The organism is Bacillus sp. FSL M7-0307 (assembly GCF_038627835.1).
In the GTDB taxonomy this organism is placed as follows: domain Bacteria; phylum Bacillota; class Bacilli; order Bacillales; family Bacillaceae; genus Bacillus; species Bacillus altitudinis.
Window position 1 is genome coordinate 1,523,964 of the sequence record NZ_CP152023.1, and the last position, 17,952, is coordinate 1,541,915.

General features: G+C 42.5%; 19 protein-coding genes. All 19 read left to right on the forward strand.

Going from position 1 to position 17,952, the window contains the following annotated elements; translation table 11 throughout:
* The first annotated feature begins 9 nt into the window (after positions 1–9).
* The 19 genes from sdaAA (at position 10) to ylqF (ending at position 17,883) form a co-directional block, all read left to right on the forward strand.
* Positions 10–912: an L-serine ammonia-lyase, iron-sulfur-dependent, subunit alpha gene (gene sdaAA, locus MHI41_RS07760; RefSeq protein WP_026050092.1), complete on the forward strand. Its 903-nt coding sequence runs from the start codon at positions 10–12 to the stop codon at positions 910–912.
* A complete protein-coding gene (gene recG, locus MHI41_RS07765) occupies positions 890–2,938 on the forward strand; it encodes an ATP-dependent DNA helicase RecG (RefSeq protein ID WP_017367231.1) in 2,049 nt (682 codons plus the stop codon). Before sdaAA ends, recG begins: the two co-directional genes overlap by 23 nt.
* A gap of 112 nt (positions 2,939–3,050) precedes the next feature.
* Positions 3,051–3,617, forward strand: coding sequence for a transcription factor FapR (gene fapR / locus MHI41_RS07770; protein ID WP_017359102.1), 567 nt, complete (start codon positions 3,051–3,053; stop codon positions 3,615–3,617).
* A 15-nt stretch (positions 3,618–3,632) separates the two neighbouring features.
* Positions 3,633–4,631, forward strand: a complete 999-nt coding sequence (plsX, locus tag MHI41_RS07775) for a phosphate acyltransferase PlsX (protein WP_017359101.1) — start codon at positions 3,633–3,635, stop codon at positions 4,629–4,631.
* Positions 4,632–4,646: 15 nt separating this feature from the next.
* On the forward strand, positions 4,647–5,591 hold the full coding sequence (gene fabD / locus MHI41_RS07780) for an ACP S-malonyltransferase (protein WP_017367232.1): 945 nt from the start codon (positions 4,647–4,649) through the stop codon (positions 5,589–5,591).
* The gene (gene fabG / locus MHI41_RS07785) at positions 5,591–6,334 is read left to right on the forward strand and encodes a 3-oxoacyl-[acyl-carrier-protein] reductase (protein ID WP_008344855.1); all 744 of its coding nucleotides are present in this window, start codon (positions 5,591–5,593) and stop codon (positions 6,332–6,334) included. Before fabD ends, fabG begins: the two co-directional genes overlap by 1 nt.
* A gap of 81 nt (positions 6,335–6,415) precedes the next feature.
* Positions 6,416–6,649: an acyl carrier protein gene (gene acpP, locus MHI41_RS07790; protein ID WP_003212028.1), complete on the forward strand. Its 234-nt coding sequence runs from the start codon at positions 6,416–6,418 to the stop codon at positions 6,647–6,649.
* Positions 6,650–6,833: 184 nt separating this feature from the next.
* Positions 6,834–7,577, forward strand: coding sequence for a ribonuclease III (gene rnc / locus MHI41_RS07795; RefSeq protein WP_017367233.1), 744 nt, complete (start codon positions 6,834–6,836; stop codon positions 7,575–7,577).
* A 105-nt stretch (positions 7,578–7,682) separates the two neighbouring features.
* A complete protein-coding gene (smc, locus tag MHI41_RS07800; RefSeq protein ID WP_342494686.1) occupies positions 7,683–11,243 on the forward strand; it encodes a chromosome segregation protein SMC in 3,561 nt (1,186 codons plus the stop codon).
* 21 nt (positions 11,244–11,264) lie between these two features.
* On the forward strand, positions 11,265–12,251 hold the full coding sequence (gene ftsY, locus MHI41_RS07805) for a signal recognition particle-docking protein FtsY (protein WP_017359097.1): 987 nt from the start codon (positions 11,265–11,267) through the stop codon (positions 12,249–12,251).
* Between the two features lie 141 nt (positions 12,252–12,392).
* Entirely contained in the window at positions 12,393–12,725 is a 333-nt protein-coding gene (locus MHI41_RS07810; protein WP_008344844.1) for a putative DNA-binding protein, read from the forward strand.
* 13 nt (positions 12,726–12,738) lie between these two features.
* A complete protein-coding gene (gene ffh, locus MHI41_RS07815; RefSeq protein WP_008344842.1) occupies positions 12,739–14,082 on the forward strand; it encodes a signal recognition particle protein in 1,344 nt (447 codons plus the stop codon).
* A gap of 105 nt (positions 14,083–14,187) precedes the next feature.
* Positions 14,188–14,460 (forward strand): 30S ribosomal protein S16, encoded by a 273-nt coding sequence (rpsP, locus tag MHI41_RS07820; RefSeq protein WP_008344841.1) that lies wholly within the window; start codon positions 14,188–14,190, stop codon positions 14,458–14,460.
* Complete coding sequence (locus MHI41_RS07825; protein WP_144610125.1) at positions 14,460–14,705, forward strand: KH domain-containing protein; 246 nt, start codon at positions 14,460–14,462, stop codon at positions 14,703–14,705. The genes rpsP and MHI41_RS07825 overlap by 1 nt, the downstream gene beginning before the upstream one ends.
* A 103-nt stretch (positions 14,706–14,808) precedes the next feature.
* Positions 14,809–15,195, forward strand: a complete 387-nt coding sequence (locus MHI41_RS07830; RefSeq protein WP_046526650.1) for a YlqD family protein — start codon at positions 14,809–14,811, stop codon at positions 15,193–15,195.
* An 8-nt stretch (positions 15,196–15,203) separates the two neighbouring features.
* Positions 15,204–15,728: a ribosome maturation factor RimM gene (rimM, locus tag MHI41_RS07835; protein ID WP_007499637.1), complete on the forward strand. Its 525-nt coding sequence runs from the start codon at positions 15,204–15,206 to the stop codon at positions 15,726–15,728.
* Positions 15,725–16,459, forward strand: coding sequence for a tRNA (guanosine(37)-N1)-methyltransferase TrmD (gene trmD / locus MHI41_RS07840; protein ID WP_007499635.1), 735 nt, complete (start codon positions 15,725–15,727; stop codon positions 16,457–16,459). Before rimM ends, trmD begins: the two co-directional genes overlap by 4 nt.
* A 137-nt stretch (positions 16,460–16,596) precedes the next feature.
* Positions 16,597–16,944, forward strand: a complete 348-nt coding sequence (gene rplS / locus MHI41_RS07845) for a 50S ribosomal protein L19 (protein ID WP_008344834.1) — start codon at positions 16,597–16,599, stop codon at positions 16,942–16,944.
* 90 nt (positions 16,945–17,034) lie between these two features.
* Positions 17,035–17,883 carry a ribosome biogenesis GTPase YlqF gene (ylqF, locus tag MHI41_RS07850; protein WP_007499632.1) on the forward strand — a complete coding sequence of 283 codons (849 nt, stop codon included), beginning with the start codon at positions 17,035–17,037 and terminating at the stop codon, positions 17,881–17,883.
* The last annotated feature ends 69 nt before the right edge of the window (positions 17,884–17,952 follow it).

Consider the following 17,952-nt stretch of genomic DNA (forward strand, 5'->3'; position numbering starts at 1 on the left):
TTATGTATGATGTTTAAAAACGTCAAAGAACTCGTGCAGCTAACAGAAGAACGGAATACCTCCATTTCAGACATTATGATTACTCAAGAAATGGAAGTGACAGGGAAATCACGGGAAGACATTTTCTCGCAGATGTACCGCAACCTAGAAGTGATGGAACAGGCCGTTGAAAACGGACTGAAAGGTGTGAAATCATTATCTGGTTTAACAGGCGGAGATGCGGTGAAACTTCAAGCATATATCGCATCAGGCAAGACATTGTCTGGTCATACCATTTTAGATGCTGTCAGTAAGGCAGTGGCAACAAATGAAGTAAATGCAGCAATGGGAACGATCTGTGCAACGCCTACAGCTGGCTCAGCAGGTGTTGTGCCAGGAACGCTCTTTGCGGTGAAAGAAACATTAAAGCCAACAAAGGAACAGATGGTCAGATTCCTATTTACATCTGGTGCATTTGGTTTTGTTGTCGCCAATAACGCAAGTATCTCTGGTGCAGCAGGCGGCTGTCAGGCAGAAGTAGGATCTGCATCAGGTATGGCAGCAGCAGCCATTGTAGAAATGGCAGGCGGTACGCCGCAGCAATCCGCTGAAGCCATGGCCATCACCCTAAAAAATATGCTGGGTCTTGTTTGCGATCCAGTCGCAGGACTTGTGGAAGTGCCATGTGTGAAACGAAACGCAATGGGCGCTTCTAATGCGATGATTGCAGCAGATATGGCACTTGCCGGCATTACAAGCCGCATCCCTTGCGATGAAGTCATTGATGCGATGTACAAAATTGGTCAAACGATGCCAACCGCTCTTCGTGAGACCGCACAAGGCGGACTAGCTGCAACACCGACAGCAAGGGAGCTTGAAAAGAAGATTTTCGGAGGTGTGACCTCATCTCGTGATACAGAAACTGCAAGATAAGATCTCTGCCCTCAAAGGGATTGGAGAAGAAACAGAAAAAACACTAAATGAACTTGGAATCTACACAGTAGCCGATTTACTCGGCTACTTTCCTTATCGATATGACGACTATGAGCTTCGCAACTTAGAAGAAGTCAGACATGACGAACGTGTCACAGTTGAAGGAAAAGTGCACAGTGAGCCCGTTCTCACCTATTATGGAAAAAAACGAAGCAGGCTGACATTCAGGCTGCTTGTCGGTCGTTTTTTGATTACAGCCATATGCTTCAATCGCCCCTATTTAAAACGAAGTCTTGCTTTAGGCGATACAGTATCCGTCACAGGCAAGTGGGATAAAAACCGGCAATCCATTATGGTGCAGGAATTTAAAAAAGGAACACACGAACAAGATGGCAGCATAGAACCAGTTTATTCGGTCAAAGAAAATGTAACCGTGAAAATGATGAGGCGTTTTGTGAAACAAGCGTTGTCCCTCTATGTAGACCATGCAGAAGATCCACTGCCAAAGCAGCTTGTGGCTGCTTATAAACTCATGTCTTATCAAGAAGCACTAAAAACCATTCATCTCCCTGAAACGAGAGACTCGCTCAAGCAAGCAAGACGACGATTCGTGTACGAGGAATTTCTCATCTTTCAGCTGAAGATGCAGGCGATCAGAAAAAAAGAACGAGAAAAAACATCAGGCATCCAGCATCCATTCTCAAAAGAGGCGGTCTTTGAGTTTGTACATAGCCTGCCGTTCCCGCTGACAAAAGCACAATCAAGAGTGCTTGATGAAATTATGGCAGATATGGCGTCCCCGTACCGCATGAACCGGCTTCTTCAAGGGGATGTTGGATCGGGGAAAACAGCTGTTGCGGCAATTGCTCTTTATGCCGCTCATTTATCCGGCTTTCAAGGTGCGCTGATGGTGCCAACTGAAATTTTGGCAGAACAGCATGCCGATTCACTGTATCAGCTATTTGAAAAATGGGGGCTAAATATTGCTCTTTTGACGAGTTCAGTGAAAGGAAAGCGCCGCAGAGAACTGCTTGAACGTCTGAAAGAGGGAGATATTGATATTTTAGTCGGCACACATGCCCTTATCCAGGACGAAGTGGAATTTCAGCAGCTTGGTCTTGTTATTACAGATGAACAGCACAGGTTCGGCGTGGAACAGCGGAAAAAACTACGAAGCAAAGGGCAGGACCCAGATGTTTTGTTTATGACCGCAACACCGATTCCAAGAACGCTTGCCATCACAGTATTTGGAGAAATGGACGTCTCAGTCATTGATGAGCTGCCAGCCGGCCGAAAGCAGATTGAAACGTATTGGGTGAAGCATGACATGCTTGAGCGGATTCTTGCTTTTGTTGATAAAGAGCTAAGAAAAGGCAGACAAGCGTATATTATTTGTCCACTTATAGAAGAATCAGACAAACTGGATGTCCAAAATGCGATTGATGTTCACAGCATGCTGACAGAGGCGTATCGCGGAAAATGGTCGATCGGCTTAATGCACGGGAAACTCGCCAGTGATGAAAAAGATCAAGTGATGAGAGATTTCACTTCCAATGAAGTGCAAATCCTTGTGTCAACGACAGTTGTTGAAGTTGGAGTCAACGTGCCGAATGCGACCATCATGGTCATTTATGATGCGGACCGCTTTGGACTGTCACAGCTTCATCAGTTAAGAGGCCGGGTCGGACGCGGAGAGCATCAATCTTTTTGTATTTTAATGGCGGACCCTAAATCAGAGACCGGTAAAGAGCGCATGCGGATCATGTCTGAAACAACGGATGGCTTTGAACTGTCTGAAAAGGACTTAGAACTAAGAGGCCCTGGCGACTTCTTTGGCAAGAAACAAAGCGGAATGCCTGAATTTAAAGTGGCAGATATGGTTCATGACTATAGAGCGCTTGAAACCGCTAGAAAAGATGCGGCAGAGCTCGTGCAGTCTGAAGCCTTTTGGACAGACCCTGAATACAAAGAACTTAGGCAAACACTCGTAGACAGCGGTGTGCTTGGCGGAGATAAATTGAGCTAATCAAGTGCTGGAGGAATTTTCTTGTCTTTTTGAAACAAGGATTGATTTATCATCTATGAGATTATATACTACTATTAGTACCTAGTCATAAATGTACGGATGGTGTCTGCATATGAAACTAAATAAAAAAGAACGACAAAAGCTTCTCCAGCAAACGATCAGCTCGACTCCGTTCATTACTGATGAAGAATTGGCAAGTAAATTCGGTGTAAGCATTCAAACAGTTCGACTTGACCGTTTGGAGCTGTCAATCCCTGAATTACGCGAACGAATTAAGCACGTGGCCGAAAAGACATTAGAGGATGAAGTGAAGTCTCTTCCGCTGGATGAAGTCATTGGAGAAATGATTGATGTAGAGCTTGATGATCAAGCGATTTCCATTTTTGAAGTGAGAAAAGAGCATGTATTCAGCCGTAACCAAATTGCCAGGGGACATCATCTTTTTGCCCAGGCAAATTCGCTGGCAGTAGCCGTCATCGACGATGAACTGGCTTTGACAGCAAAAGCAAATATTAAGTTTACAAGGCAGGTCAAACAAGGCGAAAGAGTCGTCTCAAAAGCCAAAGTTGCCTCACATGATAAAGAAAAAGGCAGAACCGTAGTTGAAGTAAACAGCTATGTAGGTGAGGAAGTTGTCTTCTCAGGCGATTTCGTCATGTATCGCTCAAAACAAAAGTAAAAGGTGGCACATAACATGAGAATTGCAGTCGATGCAATGGGGGGAGATCATGCCCCTAAAGCCATTATTGACGGTGTGCAAAAAAGCTTAGAAGCATTTTCAGATATCGAGATTACACTTGTCGGCGATGAAAGCAAGATCAAATCATACATAACAAATCATGAACGCATCACGATCTTAGATGCAAAAGAAGTCATTGAACCAACGGATGAACCAGTGCGTGCAGTGAGACGTAAAAAGGATTCTTCTATGGTGAAAATGGCGCAGGAAGTTTCAGAAGGAAGAGCAGATGCCTGTATTTCAGCTGGAAATACTGGGGCACTCATGACAGCAGGCCTGTTTATCGTAGGCAGAATTGATGGCATTGACAGACCAGCACTTGCTCCGACGTTGCCAACACTTGATGGTAGCGGGTTCTTATTATTGGATGTCGGTGCAAACGTTGATGCAAAGCCAGAGCATCTTGTGCAATATGCCATGATGGGATCTATTTACGCAGAGCATGTCTTCCCGAAGAGCAATCCACGCGTTGGACTTTTAAATGTCGGGACAGAAGATAAAAAAGGCAACGATTTAACGAAAAAAACCTTTGAATTATTAAAAGCATCAGATTTGAATTTCGTAGGAAATGTAGAATCGCGTGACTTATTAGAAGGTGTAGCTGATGTCGTTGTCACAGATGGTTTCACGGGGAATATCGCCCTTAAAACGATCGAAGGCACAGCCCTTTCTGTTTTTAAGATGCTGAAAGAAACCTTAACATCCAGCTTCACAGCTAAAATAGCAGCAGGTATGATGAAGCCAAAATTAATGCAGATGAAATCTAAAATGGATTACTCCGAATATGGTGGTGCCGCATTATTTGGTTTAAAAGCACCCGTTATTAAAGCGCATGGTTCCTCTGATGAAAATGCGATTTTTCATGCCATTCGTCAGGCGCGCGATATCGTTAAAAAAGACGTTTCAGCCATCATTCATCAAGAAGTTCAAAAAGAAGACACGAATGAGTCGTAATGGAGGTAGAGCAACATGAGTAAAATTGCTTTTTTATTCCCAGGCCAAGGCTCTCAAAAAATTGGCATGGGAAAAGATTTATTTGACCAAGAAGCAGCATCTAAAGCTGTGTTTGAAGAAGCAGATCAGACCCTTGGTTTTGATTTATCTTCAATGATTTTTGAAGGAGATGCAGAAGAACTGACGCTGACATATAATGCACAGCCAGCTCTTTTAACGACAAGCATCGCGATCTTAAAGAAGTTTGAAGAGAGCGGAATCAAAGCAGATTATGCAGCAGGGCACAGTCTGGGTGAATATACAGCCCTTGTTGCAGCGGGAGCTCTTTCGTTTAAAGATGCCGTTTTCGCAGTGAGAAAGCGCGGCGAATTAATGAATGAAGCCGTTCCAGCAGGAGAAGGCGCAATGGCGGCGATTCTTGGCTTAGACCAAGCGGCGCTTGTAGAAGTGACAAAAGAAGTGACAGAAAGCGGTCATCTTGTAGAACTTGCGAACTTAAACTGTCCGGGCCAAATCGTCATCTCTGGTACAGCAAAAGGTGTGGAACTTGCATCAGAGAAAGCGAAAGAAAAGGGCGCAAAACGTGCAATTCCACTTGAAGTGAGTGGACCTTTCCATTCTGCATTAATGAAACCAGCAGCTGAAAAATTCACAGATGTATTATCTAAATTAGACATTTCTGATGCCGCGACGCCAGTGATTTCAAACGTAACAGCAGACATCGTGACATCACGTAATGAAATTGAAACGAAGCTGATTGAACAATTGTATTCTCCTGTTCGATTTGAAGAAAGTGTAGAACGCCTGATTGACTTAGGCGTGACAACATTTATTGAAATTGGTCCTGGTAAAGTGCTCTCAGGTCTTGTGAAAAAAGTCAATCGCCGCCTGACGACCATTTCCGTATCAGATCAAGCAACAATTGAAGCAGCAATTCAAACACTCAAGGGGGATTCTTGATGCTTACAAATAAAACAGCCGTTGTAACAGGTGCATCTCGCGGTATTGGCCGTTCGATTGCGATCGATTTGGCGAAAAAAGGTGCCAATGTTGTGGTGAACTATTCAGGCAACGAAGCAAAAGCAAATGAAGTCGTCGATGAGATCAAAGCACTTGGCCAGCAGGCTTTTGCTGTCAAAGCTGATGTGTCAAATGCAGAAGAAGTACAAGCATTAATGAAACAAGCCGTTGATACATTTGGTTCAATCGACATTCTTGTGAATAATGCTGGAATTACAAAGGACAACCTGCTCATGAGAATGAAAGAAAATGAATGGGATGATGTCATTAACATAAACTTAAAAGGTGTCTTCAACTGTACAAAAGCTGTGACACGTCAAATGATGAAACAGCGCAGCGGAAGAATCATCAATGTAGCATCTGTTGTCGGCGTTTGCGGAAACCCTGGACAAGCAAACTATGTTGCAGCAAAAGCTGGTGTGATCGGTTTAACGAAAACAACAGCGAAAGAGCTGGCAAGCCGTCATATTACAGTCAATGCCGTAGCACCAGGTTTTATTTCTACTGATATGACTGACAAGCTTGATGAGAATGTTCAAACAGAAATGCTTAAGCAAATCCCGCTCGCACGCTTTGGTGCGCCTGAAGATATAAGCAACGTTGTTGTCTTTTTAGCTTCAGAAGGAGCAGGTTATATTACAGGCCAAACCATCCAAGTGGATGGCGGAATGGTTATGTCCTAAGAAATATCAAAATTTCGTTACGTTTTCTCTAGTTTTTTAAAAACGAATCAACTATAATACTTTGAGGGGAGGTGAAAGGCAATGGCAGACGTATTAGAGCGTGTATCAAAAATTATTGTAGACCGCCTTGGCGTTGATGAGGCTGACGTGAAAATGGAGGCTTCATTTAAAGAAGATTTAGGCGCTGATTCCCTTGATGTAGTTGAGCTAGTTATGGAACTTGAAGATGAGTTCGATATGGAAATTTCTGACGAAGATGCTGAAAAAATTGCAACAGTCGGTGACGCTGTGAACTACATAAATAGCCAGCAATAAGCGTAACAAAGTCCCGTCTATTTTCATGGCGGGACTTTGAAAATTTATGTTAGTTTCAACATATTCAGCTGATCAATTGTCAGCCTTTTTCAGATGCTAAGGAGCACGGTTTCCTTGCATGTAGAAAGAGAGACTCCATATAATCAGTATCCTTAAAGGCGATGACGCCTACCTGGAGGTTGCTATGCCAAAACACTATAAAGACAAACAGAAACAGAGCAAAAAACTAGAGCAATTCAGAGAATTTCAGCAGCGCATTTCTGTACACTTTAAAAATGAAAAACTACTCTATCAAGCCTTTACACATTCCTCTTATGTGAATGAGCATCGTAAAAAACCTTATGAGGATAATGAAAGACTTGAATTTTTAGGGGACGCTGTTCTAGAGTTGACGATCTCACAGTTCTTATTTGCAAAGTACCCAGCCATGAGCGAGGGAGATTTAACAAAACTGAGAGCGGCGATCGTATGTGAGCCATCACTTGTGTCATTAGCGCATGAGCTGTCCTTCGGAGACCTTGTTCTTTTAGGAAAAGGGGAAGAAATGACAGGCGGCAGAAAACGCCCAGCACTCTTAGCAGACGTATTTGAGGCGTTTATCGGAGCGCTTTATTTAGATCAAGGACTTGAGCCTGTTGAACGATTCCTAGAAGCCTATGTATACCCGAAAATTAATGACGGGGCATTCTCACATGTCATGGACTTTAAAAGCCAGCTTCAAGAATTTGTTCAGCGAGATGGAAAAGGTGTACTTGAATACCGAATCCTGCATGAAAAAGGTCCAGCACATAACCGGGAATTTGAAGCCAATGTATCCCTTAGAGGAGAAGTGCTCGGAATTGGAAATGGCCGTTCAAAAAAAGAAGCGGAACAGCATGCTGCACAGGAAGCACTTGCTAAATTACAGAAACATCATATGAACCAATAAAATCCCCCTCGTGATTCAGGGGGATTTCACTCTGTTTTCCATCATCTTTTTTCAGTTCATATGGTAAGATAATAGTACTTTAAATACATAAGGAGGATCACTCTCATGTTCCTCAAACGTTTAGACGTGATAGGATTCAAATCTTTCGCACAGCGGGTGACCGTAGACTTTGTCAAAGGGGTTACAGCTGTTGTTGGACCAAACGGAAGCGGCAAAAGTAATATTACTGATGCGATCCGCTGGGTACTTGGAGAGCAATCAGCAAAAAGCCTCCGCGGAGGAAAAATGGAAGACATCATTTTTGCAGGAAGTGACTCAAGAAAACGAGTCAACTTAGCAGAAGTGACATTAACGCTCGATAACGAAGATCACTTTTTGCCGATCGATTTTCACGAAGTCAGTGTGACAAGAAGAGTCTATCGTTCTGGAGAAAGTGAATTTCTCATTAACAATCAATCTGTCCGCTTAAAGGATATTATTGATCTTTTCATGGATTCAGGTCTTGGAAAAGAAGCTTTTTCGATCATCAGTCAAGGTAAGGTAGAAGAGATTCTATCGAGTAAAGCTGAAGAAAGACGTAGCATCTTTGAAGAAGCAGCTGGTGTCCTGAAATATAAAACAAGAAAGAAAAAAGCCGAGAATAAACTGTTTGAAACGCAGGACAACTTAAACCGGGTGGAAGATATTCTGCATGAACTAGAAGATCAAGTAGAACCACTAAGAATGCAGGCATCTATTGCAAAAGACTATCTGCAAAAGAAAGAAGAACTTGAAAATGTAGAAATTGCTCTCACCGTCCATGATATTGAAGCACTGCACAAAAAATGGACAACACTTGGTGAAGCTGTCGAGCGGTTCAAACAAGATGAAATGAAGCAGTCCACAGACATTCAAGCGAAGGAAGCCAAAATCGAAGAATCGAGAGACCGTATTCAGGCGCTTGACGATTCGATTCATGACCTCCAAGAAGTCCTCCTTTTCACAAGTGAAGAACTAGAAAAGCTTGAAGGGAAAAAAGAAGTTCTAAAAGAACGGAAAAAAAATGCGGCCGCTAACCAAGGGCAGCTAGAAGACACGCTCGTGCGTTTAACCGAAAAACAGGCGTTGTTAACGGAAAAGATTGAACAACAGAAAGTCACACGTGACAGCCTGCAAACAGAAGTGCAGCAGCTAAAAGATGAAGTGAAAACAAAACAGCATCAGCTGTCTCTTCATAGTGAAGATGTGGAAGGGCAAATTGAACAGCTGAAAAGCGATTATTTTGACCTATTAAACGAGCAAGCTTCTATCCGAAACGAACGTAAATTACTAGAAGAGCAACAGCGCCAAGCAGCCTTGCAGCTAGAGCGGTTAACGCAAAATAATCAGAAACATATCGAAGAACGGGTGTCTGTGAAGGAAAAGAAAACAGAAGCCGAGAAGCAACTTTCAGAACGAGAAGAAGACATTTTGGCTCAGGTGAAACGCTTTAGAGAAGCGGAACAAAAGCTAGAGCAGATGAAGCGTCAATACGAGAAAAAAGAAACGGCTCTTTACCAAGCCTATCAATATGTACAGCAGGCAAAATCTAAAAAAGAAATGCTTGAATCGATGCAGGAAGACTTCTCAGGTTTTTTCCAAGGAGTAAAAGAGGTTTTAAAGGCAAAGGACCGGTTAGGCGGTATTCACGGGGCGATTGCAGAGCTGATTCAAACAGAGCAGCAACATGAAACAGCGATTGAAATTGCACTTGGCGCAGCCACGCAGCATGTCGTTACTGAAAATGAAGCGGCTGCCAGACAGGCCATTGGATACTTAAAGCAGCATTCCTTTGGGCGTGCGACCTTCCTGCCGATGAACGTCATCAAAGAACGAACCATTCAGTTCAGAGATATTCAAACAGCTGAGCAGCATGACGCATTTATCGGCGTAGCGAGTCACCTTGTTTCCTTTGACGAAAAGTATGAAAAAGTCATACAGAATTTGCTTGGAACGGTCCTGATTGTTCAAGACTTAAAAGGTGCCAATGAGCTGGCGAAAATGCTTGGACATCGTTATCGCATCGTGACCCTTGATGGGGACGTGGTGAACCCAGGCGGTTCAATGACTGGGGGAGGCGTAAAGAAAAAGAACAATTCTCTCCTCTCCAGAAACCGAGAGATTGAAACATTAACAAAGCAGCTCGTTGAAATGGAAGAAAAAACAACGATCCTTGAAAAAGAAACAAAAGAAACGAAGCAATCGATTGCCGCAAGCGAAGTCCAATTAAATGAACTGCGTCAGCGCGGCGAAATTCTTCGAGAAAAGCAGCAAGAGTTAAAAGGGACATTATATGAACTGCAAGTAGCGGAAAAAAATATTAACGCTCATCTAGAGCTCTATGATCAAGAAAAAGAAGAGTTGCAGCAGCGCTCTAGCGAACTTGCGAGCAAGGACAAAGAGCAGGCAGCCCTTGAAACATCTATAGGTGAGAAACTGACCTCTCTTGACGAAGAGATCAACACGTTAACAAAACGGAAGCAGACCCAAAGCTCAACGAAAGAAACCATTTCTTCCGAATTAACAGAGCTGAAAATCTCGCTTGCCAAAAAAGAGCAGTCTTTAGCAAATGAACAAGAAAAACTTTCGAGCTTAACGGCTGAATTAGAAGAGGCTGAAAAGACGCTGACGGAAACAAAAGAAGATTTGTCCCTCTTAACAAGTGAAATGTCATCCAGCTCAAGCGGCGCCGAACAACTGGAAGAAGCGGCAAAAGAGAAACTGGAACATAAAAACAAAACGACAGCGCTTATCTCAGAGCGACGCAAACAGCGCCTGGCTCTTTCTGAAACATTAGAATTCGCAGAACGTGAACTAAAAGAGCAAAAACGCCTGTATAAACAGCTCACGACAAGCTTAAAAGATGAAGAAATCAAGCTTGGCCGCATGGAAGTTGAACTTGATAACCTCATCGCCTACTTAAACGAAGAGTATGCCCTTTCGTTTGAAGGAGCAAAAGAAATGTATCATCTGACGCTATCGCCGGATGAAGCAAGAAAACGCGTGAAATTGATCAAACTAGCCATTGAAGAGCTTGGAACAGTGAACTTAGGCAGTATTGACGAGTATGAACGTGTGAATGAACGTTTTCTCTTCTTAACTGAACAGCGCAATGATCTGACAGAAGCGAAAAATACGTTATTCCAAGTCATTGAAGAAATGGATCAGGAGATGACGAAACGTTTCTCTGAGACATTCTCTCAAATCCGCGGGCATTTTGAATCTGTTTTCCAAGCATTATTTGGCGGAGGAAGAGCAGACCTTAAGCTCACAGATCCAAACGATTTACTAAACTCAGGCGTCGATATTGTGGCGCAGCCGCCGGGGAAAAAGCTGCAAAATCTAAGCCTGCTTTCAGGCGGAGAAAGAGCATTAACAGCCATCGCTTTATTATTCTCGATCTTAAAAGTGAGACCTGTTCCATTCTGTGTGCTAGATGAGGTAGAAGCAGCGCTTGATGAAGCGAATGTGTTCCGCTTTGCCCAGTATTTAAAGAAATATAGCCAAGAAACACAGTTTATTGTGATTACACACCGAAAAGGAACCATGGAAGAAGCAGATGTTCTGTACGGTGTCACGATGCAGGAGTCAGGTGTCTCAAAACTGGTATCTGTCAAACTAGAGGAAACGAAAGAGCTTGTCCAGTAATTAAAGGAGGTTTTTGAACCAATGAGCTTTTTTAAGAAATTAAAAGAAAAATTTACGCAGCAAACCGATTCAGTATCAGAAAAGTTTAAAGATGGACTTGAAAAAACGAGAAATTCGTTTCAGGGAAAAGTAAATGAACTCATTTCTCGCTATCGTAAAGTGGATGAAGACTTTTTTGAAGAACTAGAAGAAGTGTTAATCGGTGCTGATGTTGGTTTCACGACTGTGATGGAACTGATTGATGAGCTGAAAAAAGAAGTGAAATTAAGAAACATTCAAGACCCAAGTGAAGTACAAGCAGTCATCTCTGAAAAACTCGTGGAGATTTACAATAGCGGTGAGGAACAAATCTCTGAACTGAACATTGAAGACGGCCGTTTAAATATTATTTTATTTGTAGGTGTGAACGGTGTCGGTAAAACCACAACCATTGGTAAGCTGGCAAACAAGCTAAAAAATGAAGGGAAATCCGTCATTTTAGCAGCAGGTGATACGTTCCGTGCGGGGGCGATTGAGCAGCTTGAAGTATGGGGCGAGCGCTCTGGTGTTCCTGTCGTTAAACAAACAGCAGGCTCTGACCCGGCAGCGGTCATCTATGATGCCGTTCAATCAGCTAAAGCCAAAAAAGCAGATGTCCTGATCTGTGATACAGCAGGCAGACTGCAAAATAAAGTCAACTTGATGAAAGAGCTGGAGAAGGTCAAGAGAGTCATTGAACGCGAAGTGCCCGATGCACCGCATGAAGTACTGCTTGCCCTTGATGCGACAACGGGTCAAAATGCGATGGCGCAAGCGAAGGAATTTTCTAAAGCAACAAACGTGACAGGTATCGCTTTAACAAAGCTTGACGGTACTGCAAAAGGCGGGATTGTTCTTGCCATTCGCAATGAGCTCAACATCCCTGTAAAACTTGTCGGATTAGGTGAAAAAGTAGACGATCTGCAAGAGTTCGATGCTGAATCGTATGTGTACGGATTATTCTCAGACATGATTGATCAAGAAGACTAATCAAGATGCCGGCAAAACTGCCGGCATTTTTATTTATATATCGCCGCAGGAAGTGACAAGATAAAAACTTGACACATAGATTAGAACCGTGTAAACTTAGTTGTTGTAAAGGGAATGAACTTAACAAAGGGGAGAGAGCCCATGACGCTTGAAAAAACAACGAGAATGAACTACTTGTTTGATTTCTATCAATCGTTGTTGACCGCAAAACAAAAGAGCTACATGTCGCTTTACTACCTAGACGATTTTTCCCTCGGTGAAATTGCGGATGAATATGAAGTATCAAGACAGGCTGTTTATGATAATATTAAACGGACTGAAGCGATGCTTGAACAATATGAAGAAAAGCTGCTCTTGTTTAAGAAATTTAAAGAGCGTAAAGAACTTCTCACAAAAATGAGAGAGCTTGTAGCAGATTCCGCGCAAAAGGAAGAAGCAGAAGCTTTAATTGAATCGCTTGAGAAATTAGATTAGGAGGCGGCACAGTATGGCATTTGAAGGATTAGCCGACCGACTGCAGCAGACGATTTCAAAAATCCGCGGCAAAGGAAAAGTGTCAGAGCAAGATGTAAAAGAAATGATGCGCGAGGTACGCCTTGCCCTTCTTGAAGCTGACGTCAATTTTAAAGTAGTCAAAGACTTTGTGAAAAAAGTAAGCGAGCGGGCAGTTGGACAAGAGGTCATGCAAAGTCTTACCCCAGGACAACAGGTCATTAAAGTTGTAAAAGAAGAACTTACTGAATTAATGGGCGGGGAAGAGAGTAAAATCGCTGTAGCGAAAAAATCTCCAACTGTCATTATGATGGTTGGTCTTCAAGGGGCAGGTAAAACGACCACAACTGGAAAGCTTGCCAACTTACTTCGCAAAAAACATAATCGCAAGCCGATGATGGTGGCCGCTGATATTTACAGACCAGCAGCGATCCAGCAGCTTCAAACGCTTGGGAAACAGCTTGATATGCCCGTATTCTCATTAGGTGATCAAGTTAGTCCTGTCGAAATTGCCAAACAGGCAATTGAAAAAGCGAAAGAAGAACATCACGATTATGTCATTTTAGATACAGCAGGACGTCTTCATATTGATGAAGACTTGATGGATGAACTTCAGAAAGTAAAAGAAGTCGCAAATCCAGAAGAGATTTTCCTCGTTGTTGACTCGATGACTGGTCAAGATGCTGTCAATGTCGCAAAAAGCTTTAATGAACAGCTTGGTTTAACAGGTGTTGTTCTGACAAAACTAGACGGTGATACGCGAGGCGGGGCAGCACTTTCAATTCGTGCAGTCACAAATACGCCGATTAAATTCGCCGCACTAGGTGAAAAGCTTGATGCAATTGAACCATTCCACCCGGAGCGGATGGCATCGAGAATTCTTGGCATGGGAGATGTGCTCACGCTTATTGAAAAAGCACAAGCAAACGTTGACCAAGATAAAGCGAAAGAGCTTGAACAAAAAATGCGGACAATGAGCTTCACGCTCGATGATTTCCTCGAGCAGCTTGGGCAGGTTCGCAACATGGGTCCACTTGATGAACTGATCCAAATGATGCCGGGAGCCGGTAAAATGAAAGGGCTCAAAAACGTCCAAGTAGACGAAAAGCAGCTCAATCACATCGAAGCGATCATTAAATCAATGACGACCGAAGAAAAAGAACAGCCAGAGGTCATCAATGCAAGCCGAAGAAAACGGATTGCAAAAGGAAGCGGAACATCTGTACAGGAAGTCAATCGCCTTTTAAAACAATTTGACGAAATGAAAAAGATGATGAAGCAAATGACCAACATGTCCAAAGGAAAGAAAAAAGGCGGCTTTAAATTACCATTTATGTAATTGGTTATACATGATAAAACCGTTGTTAAGAAAAAACACTTTACAAACCCTTTTATCATTGTTAATATACTATCTTGTTGAAATATTTTCGGAGGTGCTAGTAAAATGGCAGTAAAAATTCGTTTAAAACGTATGGGAGCAAAAAAATCTCCTTTCTATCGTATTGTTGTAGCAGATTCTCGTTCACCACGTGACGGTCGTTTCATCGAAACAGTTGGAACTTACAACCCAGTGGTATCACCAGCTGAGGTGAAAATCAACGAAGAATTAGCGCTTAAATGGCTTCAAAATGGTGCGAAACCATCTGATACAGTTCGTAACCTTTTCTCAAGCCAAGGAATTCTTGAAAAATTTCATAATGCGAAAAACAGCAAATAATGAATGAGCTGTCCTTGGAAGAATTGATTGTGTCCATCGTCGAGCCACTTGTTGATTTCCCTGAAGATATTCACGTATCTTCATTAGAAAAAGATGAGCAGGTCATTTACACACTGTCTGTCAATGCTGAAGATACCGGAAAAGTGATCGGAAAGCAGGGACGTACAGCTAAAGCGGTACGAACAGTCATGTTTGCAGCAAGTGCAGAGTCTTCTAAGAAAGTTCAACTTGAGATTGCTGACTAAAAAGGGAGAGGGCTTAGGACCTCCCCTTTTTTTACACGTTTAAATCTATTTTTCGTTATACTGTAGAGGACAAATGCCTTCGGATAGGGGGACAAAAAGGAAGATGCAGATCATTCAACATGTCACCGTTATGCAAGTATTAACTGAAAGCAGTAAGGACAAACTGTTAACGACTTTTTTGGAGAAAAAAGAAAGACTAGAACGTGAGTGCAATCAACTATATTTTCAACTAAAAAAGCATGAAAAAGAACCGCATCAGCAAGAAGCCATCCCTCAATTTCAAAAAGCCATTGAAAAAAGACAAGAGAAAATGAGGCAAATTGATTTTCAAGTCGAGCAGCTGCATATCTTGCCTCTTGGCAGTGAAATGAAAGAAACAGAAGTGGATGCGCTGGTTGAAGTAAAAATAGGTGATAAATGGGATGACAAAATGCAAGACAATGTCATCGTCGTGAAAGACGGCACCATTGTGGAAATACGTCAGGGGTGATTGAGAACATGGAGCTAGAATGGTTGAATGTCGGAAAGATCGTCAATACACATGGAGTGCGCGGAGAAGTACGTGTTGTGTCAAAGACTGATTTCCCAGAAGAACGCTACAAAAAAGGCAGCGTCCTTTATATTTTCAAACAAAATCAAAAAGAACCGCTAAAAGTGACTGTCGCATCACATAGACAGCACAAACAATTTGATTTACTGACATTTGAAGAAGTCGGCTCGTTAAATGAAGCTGAGCAATTAAAAGAGTCGATTTTAAAAGTAGAAAAAGAACATCTTGGTTCATTAGATGAAGGGGAATTCTATTTCCACGAAATCATCGGCTGTGAAGTATATGATGAAGAGGACAAACTGATTGGTCAAATCAAAGAAATTTTAACGCCAGGGGCAAATGATGTATGGGTGGTTGGAAGAAAAGGCAAAAAAGATGCCCTCATCCCTTATATTCCATCTGTCGTCAAAACAGTTGATATTTCATCCAAGAAAGTACACATTGAAGTGATGGAAGGACTCATTGACGAATGAAAATTGACTTTTTAACACTGTTTCCTGAAATGTTCGAAGGAGTGCTTCACTCATCGATCTTAAAAAAAGCTCAGGAAAAAGATGCGGTCTCATTTGATGTCGTGAATTTTAGGGAGTATTCCGATCATAAACATAAAACAGTGGATGACTATCCGTATGGCGGCGGTGCTGGCATGGTTCTGAAAGCACAGCCTGTATTTGATGCGGTAGAAGATTTAACGAAAAAAGCAAACAAGAAGCCCCGCATTATTCTTGTCTGTCCTCAAGGAGAAAGATATACACAAAAGAAAGCAGAAGAGCTTGCAAAAGAAGAGCATCTTATGTTCATTTGCGGCCACTATGAAGGCTACGATGAGCGCATCAGGGAGCATCTTGTCACAGATGAAATCTCAATCGGAGATTTCGTTCTCACAGGCGGAGAGCTGCCGGCGATGATGATTGCAGACAGTGTGGTCAGGCTTTTGCCTCATGTGCTTGGAAAAGAAGCGTCTCATATCGAAGATTCATTTAGTACAGGTCTGCTTGAGCATCCGCACTATACAAGACCAGCTGATTATAAAGGATTGAAAGTACCAGATGTGCTTCTCTCTGGAAATCATGCCAAAATTGAAGAGTGGCGGCGTAAAGAATCGTTGAAGCGAACCTATACAAGACGGCCAGATTTGATCGATTCTTGCAAAACATTAACGGATGAAGAAAAAAGATGGCTTTGGCAGCTTCATAATGACTAGATTGTATTGCACAAGGTATACAGGTGTGGTATGATACTACTTGTGACTTGGACGGCTTGCCGATTCAAGTTTGAAAACGATGTTCCGCTGCAATGAAGAAAGAGGACATGAGCATCTGTTGGAAGGAGTTGAAAACGATGCAACAATTGATTGAAGAAATCACAAAAGAACAATTACGCACTGATCTTCCTGCGTTCCGTCCTGGTGACACTTTACGTGTACACGTTAAAGTTGTCGAGGGTACTCGTGAGCGTATCCAGATCTTTGAAGGTGTTGTAATTAAGCGTCGTGGTGGTGGAATCAGCGAAACTTTCACAGTTCGTAAGATCTCTTACGGTGTAGGCGTTGAGCGTACATTCCCTGTACACACACCAAAAATCGCTAAGATCGAAGTTGTACGTCACGGTAAGGTACGTCGTGCGAAACTTTACTACCTACGTGAACTTCGCGGTAAAGCGGCTCGTATCAAAGAAATCAGACGATAATGATATCAAAGGAAAGAGCTTGTTACCTGTAACAGGCTCTTTTTTTGTACAATGTATAGAGACAACCGTTAGAAGAGAGAAGGTGCACATATGACAATTCAATGGTTTCCAGGCCATATGGCAAAAGCAAGACGGGAAGTCACAGAAAAATTAAAGCTCATCGACATCGTATTTGAATTAACCGATGCAAGGATTCCGATGTCCTCTAGAAACCCAATGATTGAAGAAATCCTCCAAAACAAACCGAAAATTATGCTTTTGAACAAAGCAGATAAAGCAGATCCTCGTATGACAAAAGAGTGGCAGGCACACTTTGAAGCGCAAGGTGTACGGTCGCTTGCCATTAATTCTGTCGATGGACAAGGGTTAAATCAAATCATTACGACATCAAAAGAAATCTTAAAAGAAAAGTTCGATCGAATGAAAGCAAAAGGTGTTAAGCCGCGTGCCATTCGAGCTTTGATTATCGGAATTCCCAATGTCGGCAAATCAACGCTGATTAATCGGTTGGCAAAGAAAAATATTGCGAAAACAGGAGATCGACCTGGTATTACGACGTCACAGCAATGGGTGAAGGTAGGAAAAGAACTTGAACTGCTCGATACCCCTGGAATTCTCTGGCCGAAATTTGAAGATGAACAAGTAGGTCTTAGGCTGGCCGTCACCGGAGCGATTAAAGACTCAATCATCAACTTGCAGGATGTCGCAGTGTATGCGCTGCGCTTTTTAGAAGAGCACTATCCAGAGCGATTAAAAAAACGCTATGATCTAGCAGAAATACCTGAAGATACAGTTGAGCTGTTTGATGCCATTGGCACAAAACGCGGCTGTCTGATGAGTGGAGGATTCATTAATTACGACAAAACGACCGAAATCATTATTCGGGATATTCGAACGGAAAAATTTGGTCCCCTCACTTTTGAGAAGCCTGAAAGCTAAAAGACACGCAGCTCATGCGGGTCTTTATTTTTTGCGAAAAACTGCCGATATAAAGAAGGAGGCTGCGGA

Coding starts and splice junctions, on each gene's coding strand:
- ffh (WP_008344842.1), top strand. CDS start 12,739: ATGGCATTTGAAGGATTAGCCGACCGACTGCAGCAGACGATTTCAAAA.
- acpP (WP_003212028.1), top strand. CDS start 6,416: ATGGCAGACGTATTAGAGCGTGTATCAAAAATTATTGTAGACCGCCTT.
- fapR (WP_017359102.1), top strand. CDS start 3,051: ATGAAACTAAATAAAAAAGAACGACAAAAGCTTCTCCAGCAAACGATC.
- MHI41_RS07830 (WP_046526650.1), top strand. CDS start 14,809: ATGCAGATCATTCAACATGTCACCGTTATGCAAGTATTAACTGAAAGC.
- fabD (WP_017367232.1), top strand. CDS start 4,647: ATGAGTAAAATTGCTTTTTTATTCCCAGGCCAAGGCTCTCAAAAAATT.
- smc (WP_342494686.1), top strand. CDS start 7,683: ATGTTCCTCAAACGTTTAGACGTGATAGGATTCAAATCTTTCGCACAG.
- ftsY (WP_017359097.1), top strand. CDS start 11,265: ATGAGCTTTTTTAAGAAATTAAAAGAAAAATTTACGCAGCAAACCGAT.
- fabG (WP_008344855.1), top strand. CDS start 5,591: ATGCTTACAAATAAAACAGCCGTTGTAACAGGTGCATCTCGCGGTATT.
- rpsP (WP_008344841.1), top strand. CDS start 14,188: ATGGCAGTAAAAATTCGTTTAAAACGTATGGGAGCAAAAAAATCTCCT.
- trmD (WP_007499635.1), top strand. CDS start 15,725: ATGAAAATTGACTTTTTAACACTGTTTCCTGAAATGTTCGAAGGAGTG.
- MHI41_RS07810 (WP_008344844.1), top strand. CDS start 12,393: ATGACGCTTGAAAAAACAACGAGAATGAACTACTTGTTTGATTTCTAT.
- sdaAA (WP_026050092.1), top strand. CDS start 10: ATGTTTAAAAACGTCAAAGAACTCGTGCAGCTAACAGAAGAACGGAAT.
- ylqF (WP_007499632.1), top strand. CDS start 17,035: ATGACAATTCAATGGTTTCCAGGCCATATGGCAAAAGCAAGACGGGAA.
- rnc (WP_017367233.1), top strand. CDS start 6,834: ATGCCAAAACACTATAAAGACAAACAGAAACAGAGCAAAAAACTAGAG.
- plsX (WP_017359101.1), top strand. CDS start 3,633: ATGAGAATTGCAGTCGATGCAATGGGGGGAGATCATGCCCCTAAAGCC.
- rimM (WP_007499637.1), top strand. CDS start 15,204: ATGGAGCTAGAATGGTTGAATGTCGGAAAGATCGTCAATACACATGGA.
- MHI41_RS07825 (WP_144610125.1), top strand. CDS start 14,460: ATGAATGAGCTGTCCTTGGAAGAATTGATTGTGTCCATCGTCGAGCCA.
- rplS (WP_008344834.1), top strand. CDS start 16,597: ATGCAACAATTGATTGAAGAAATCACAAAAGAACAATTACGCACTGAT.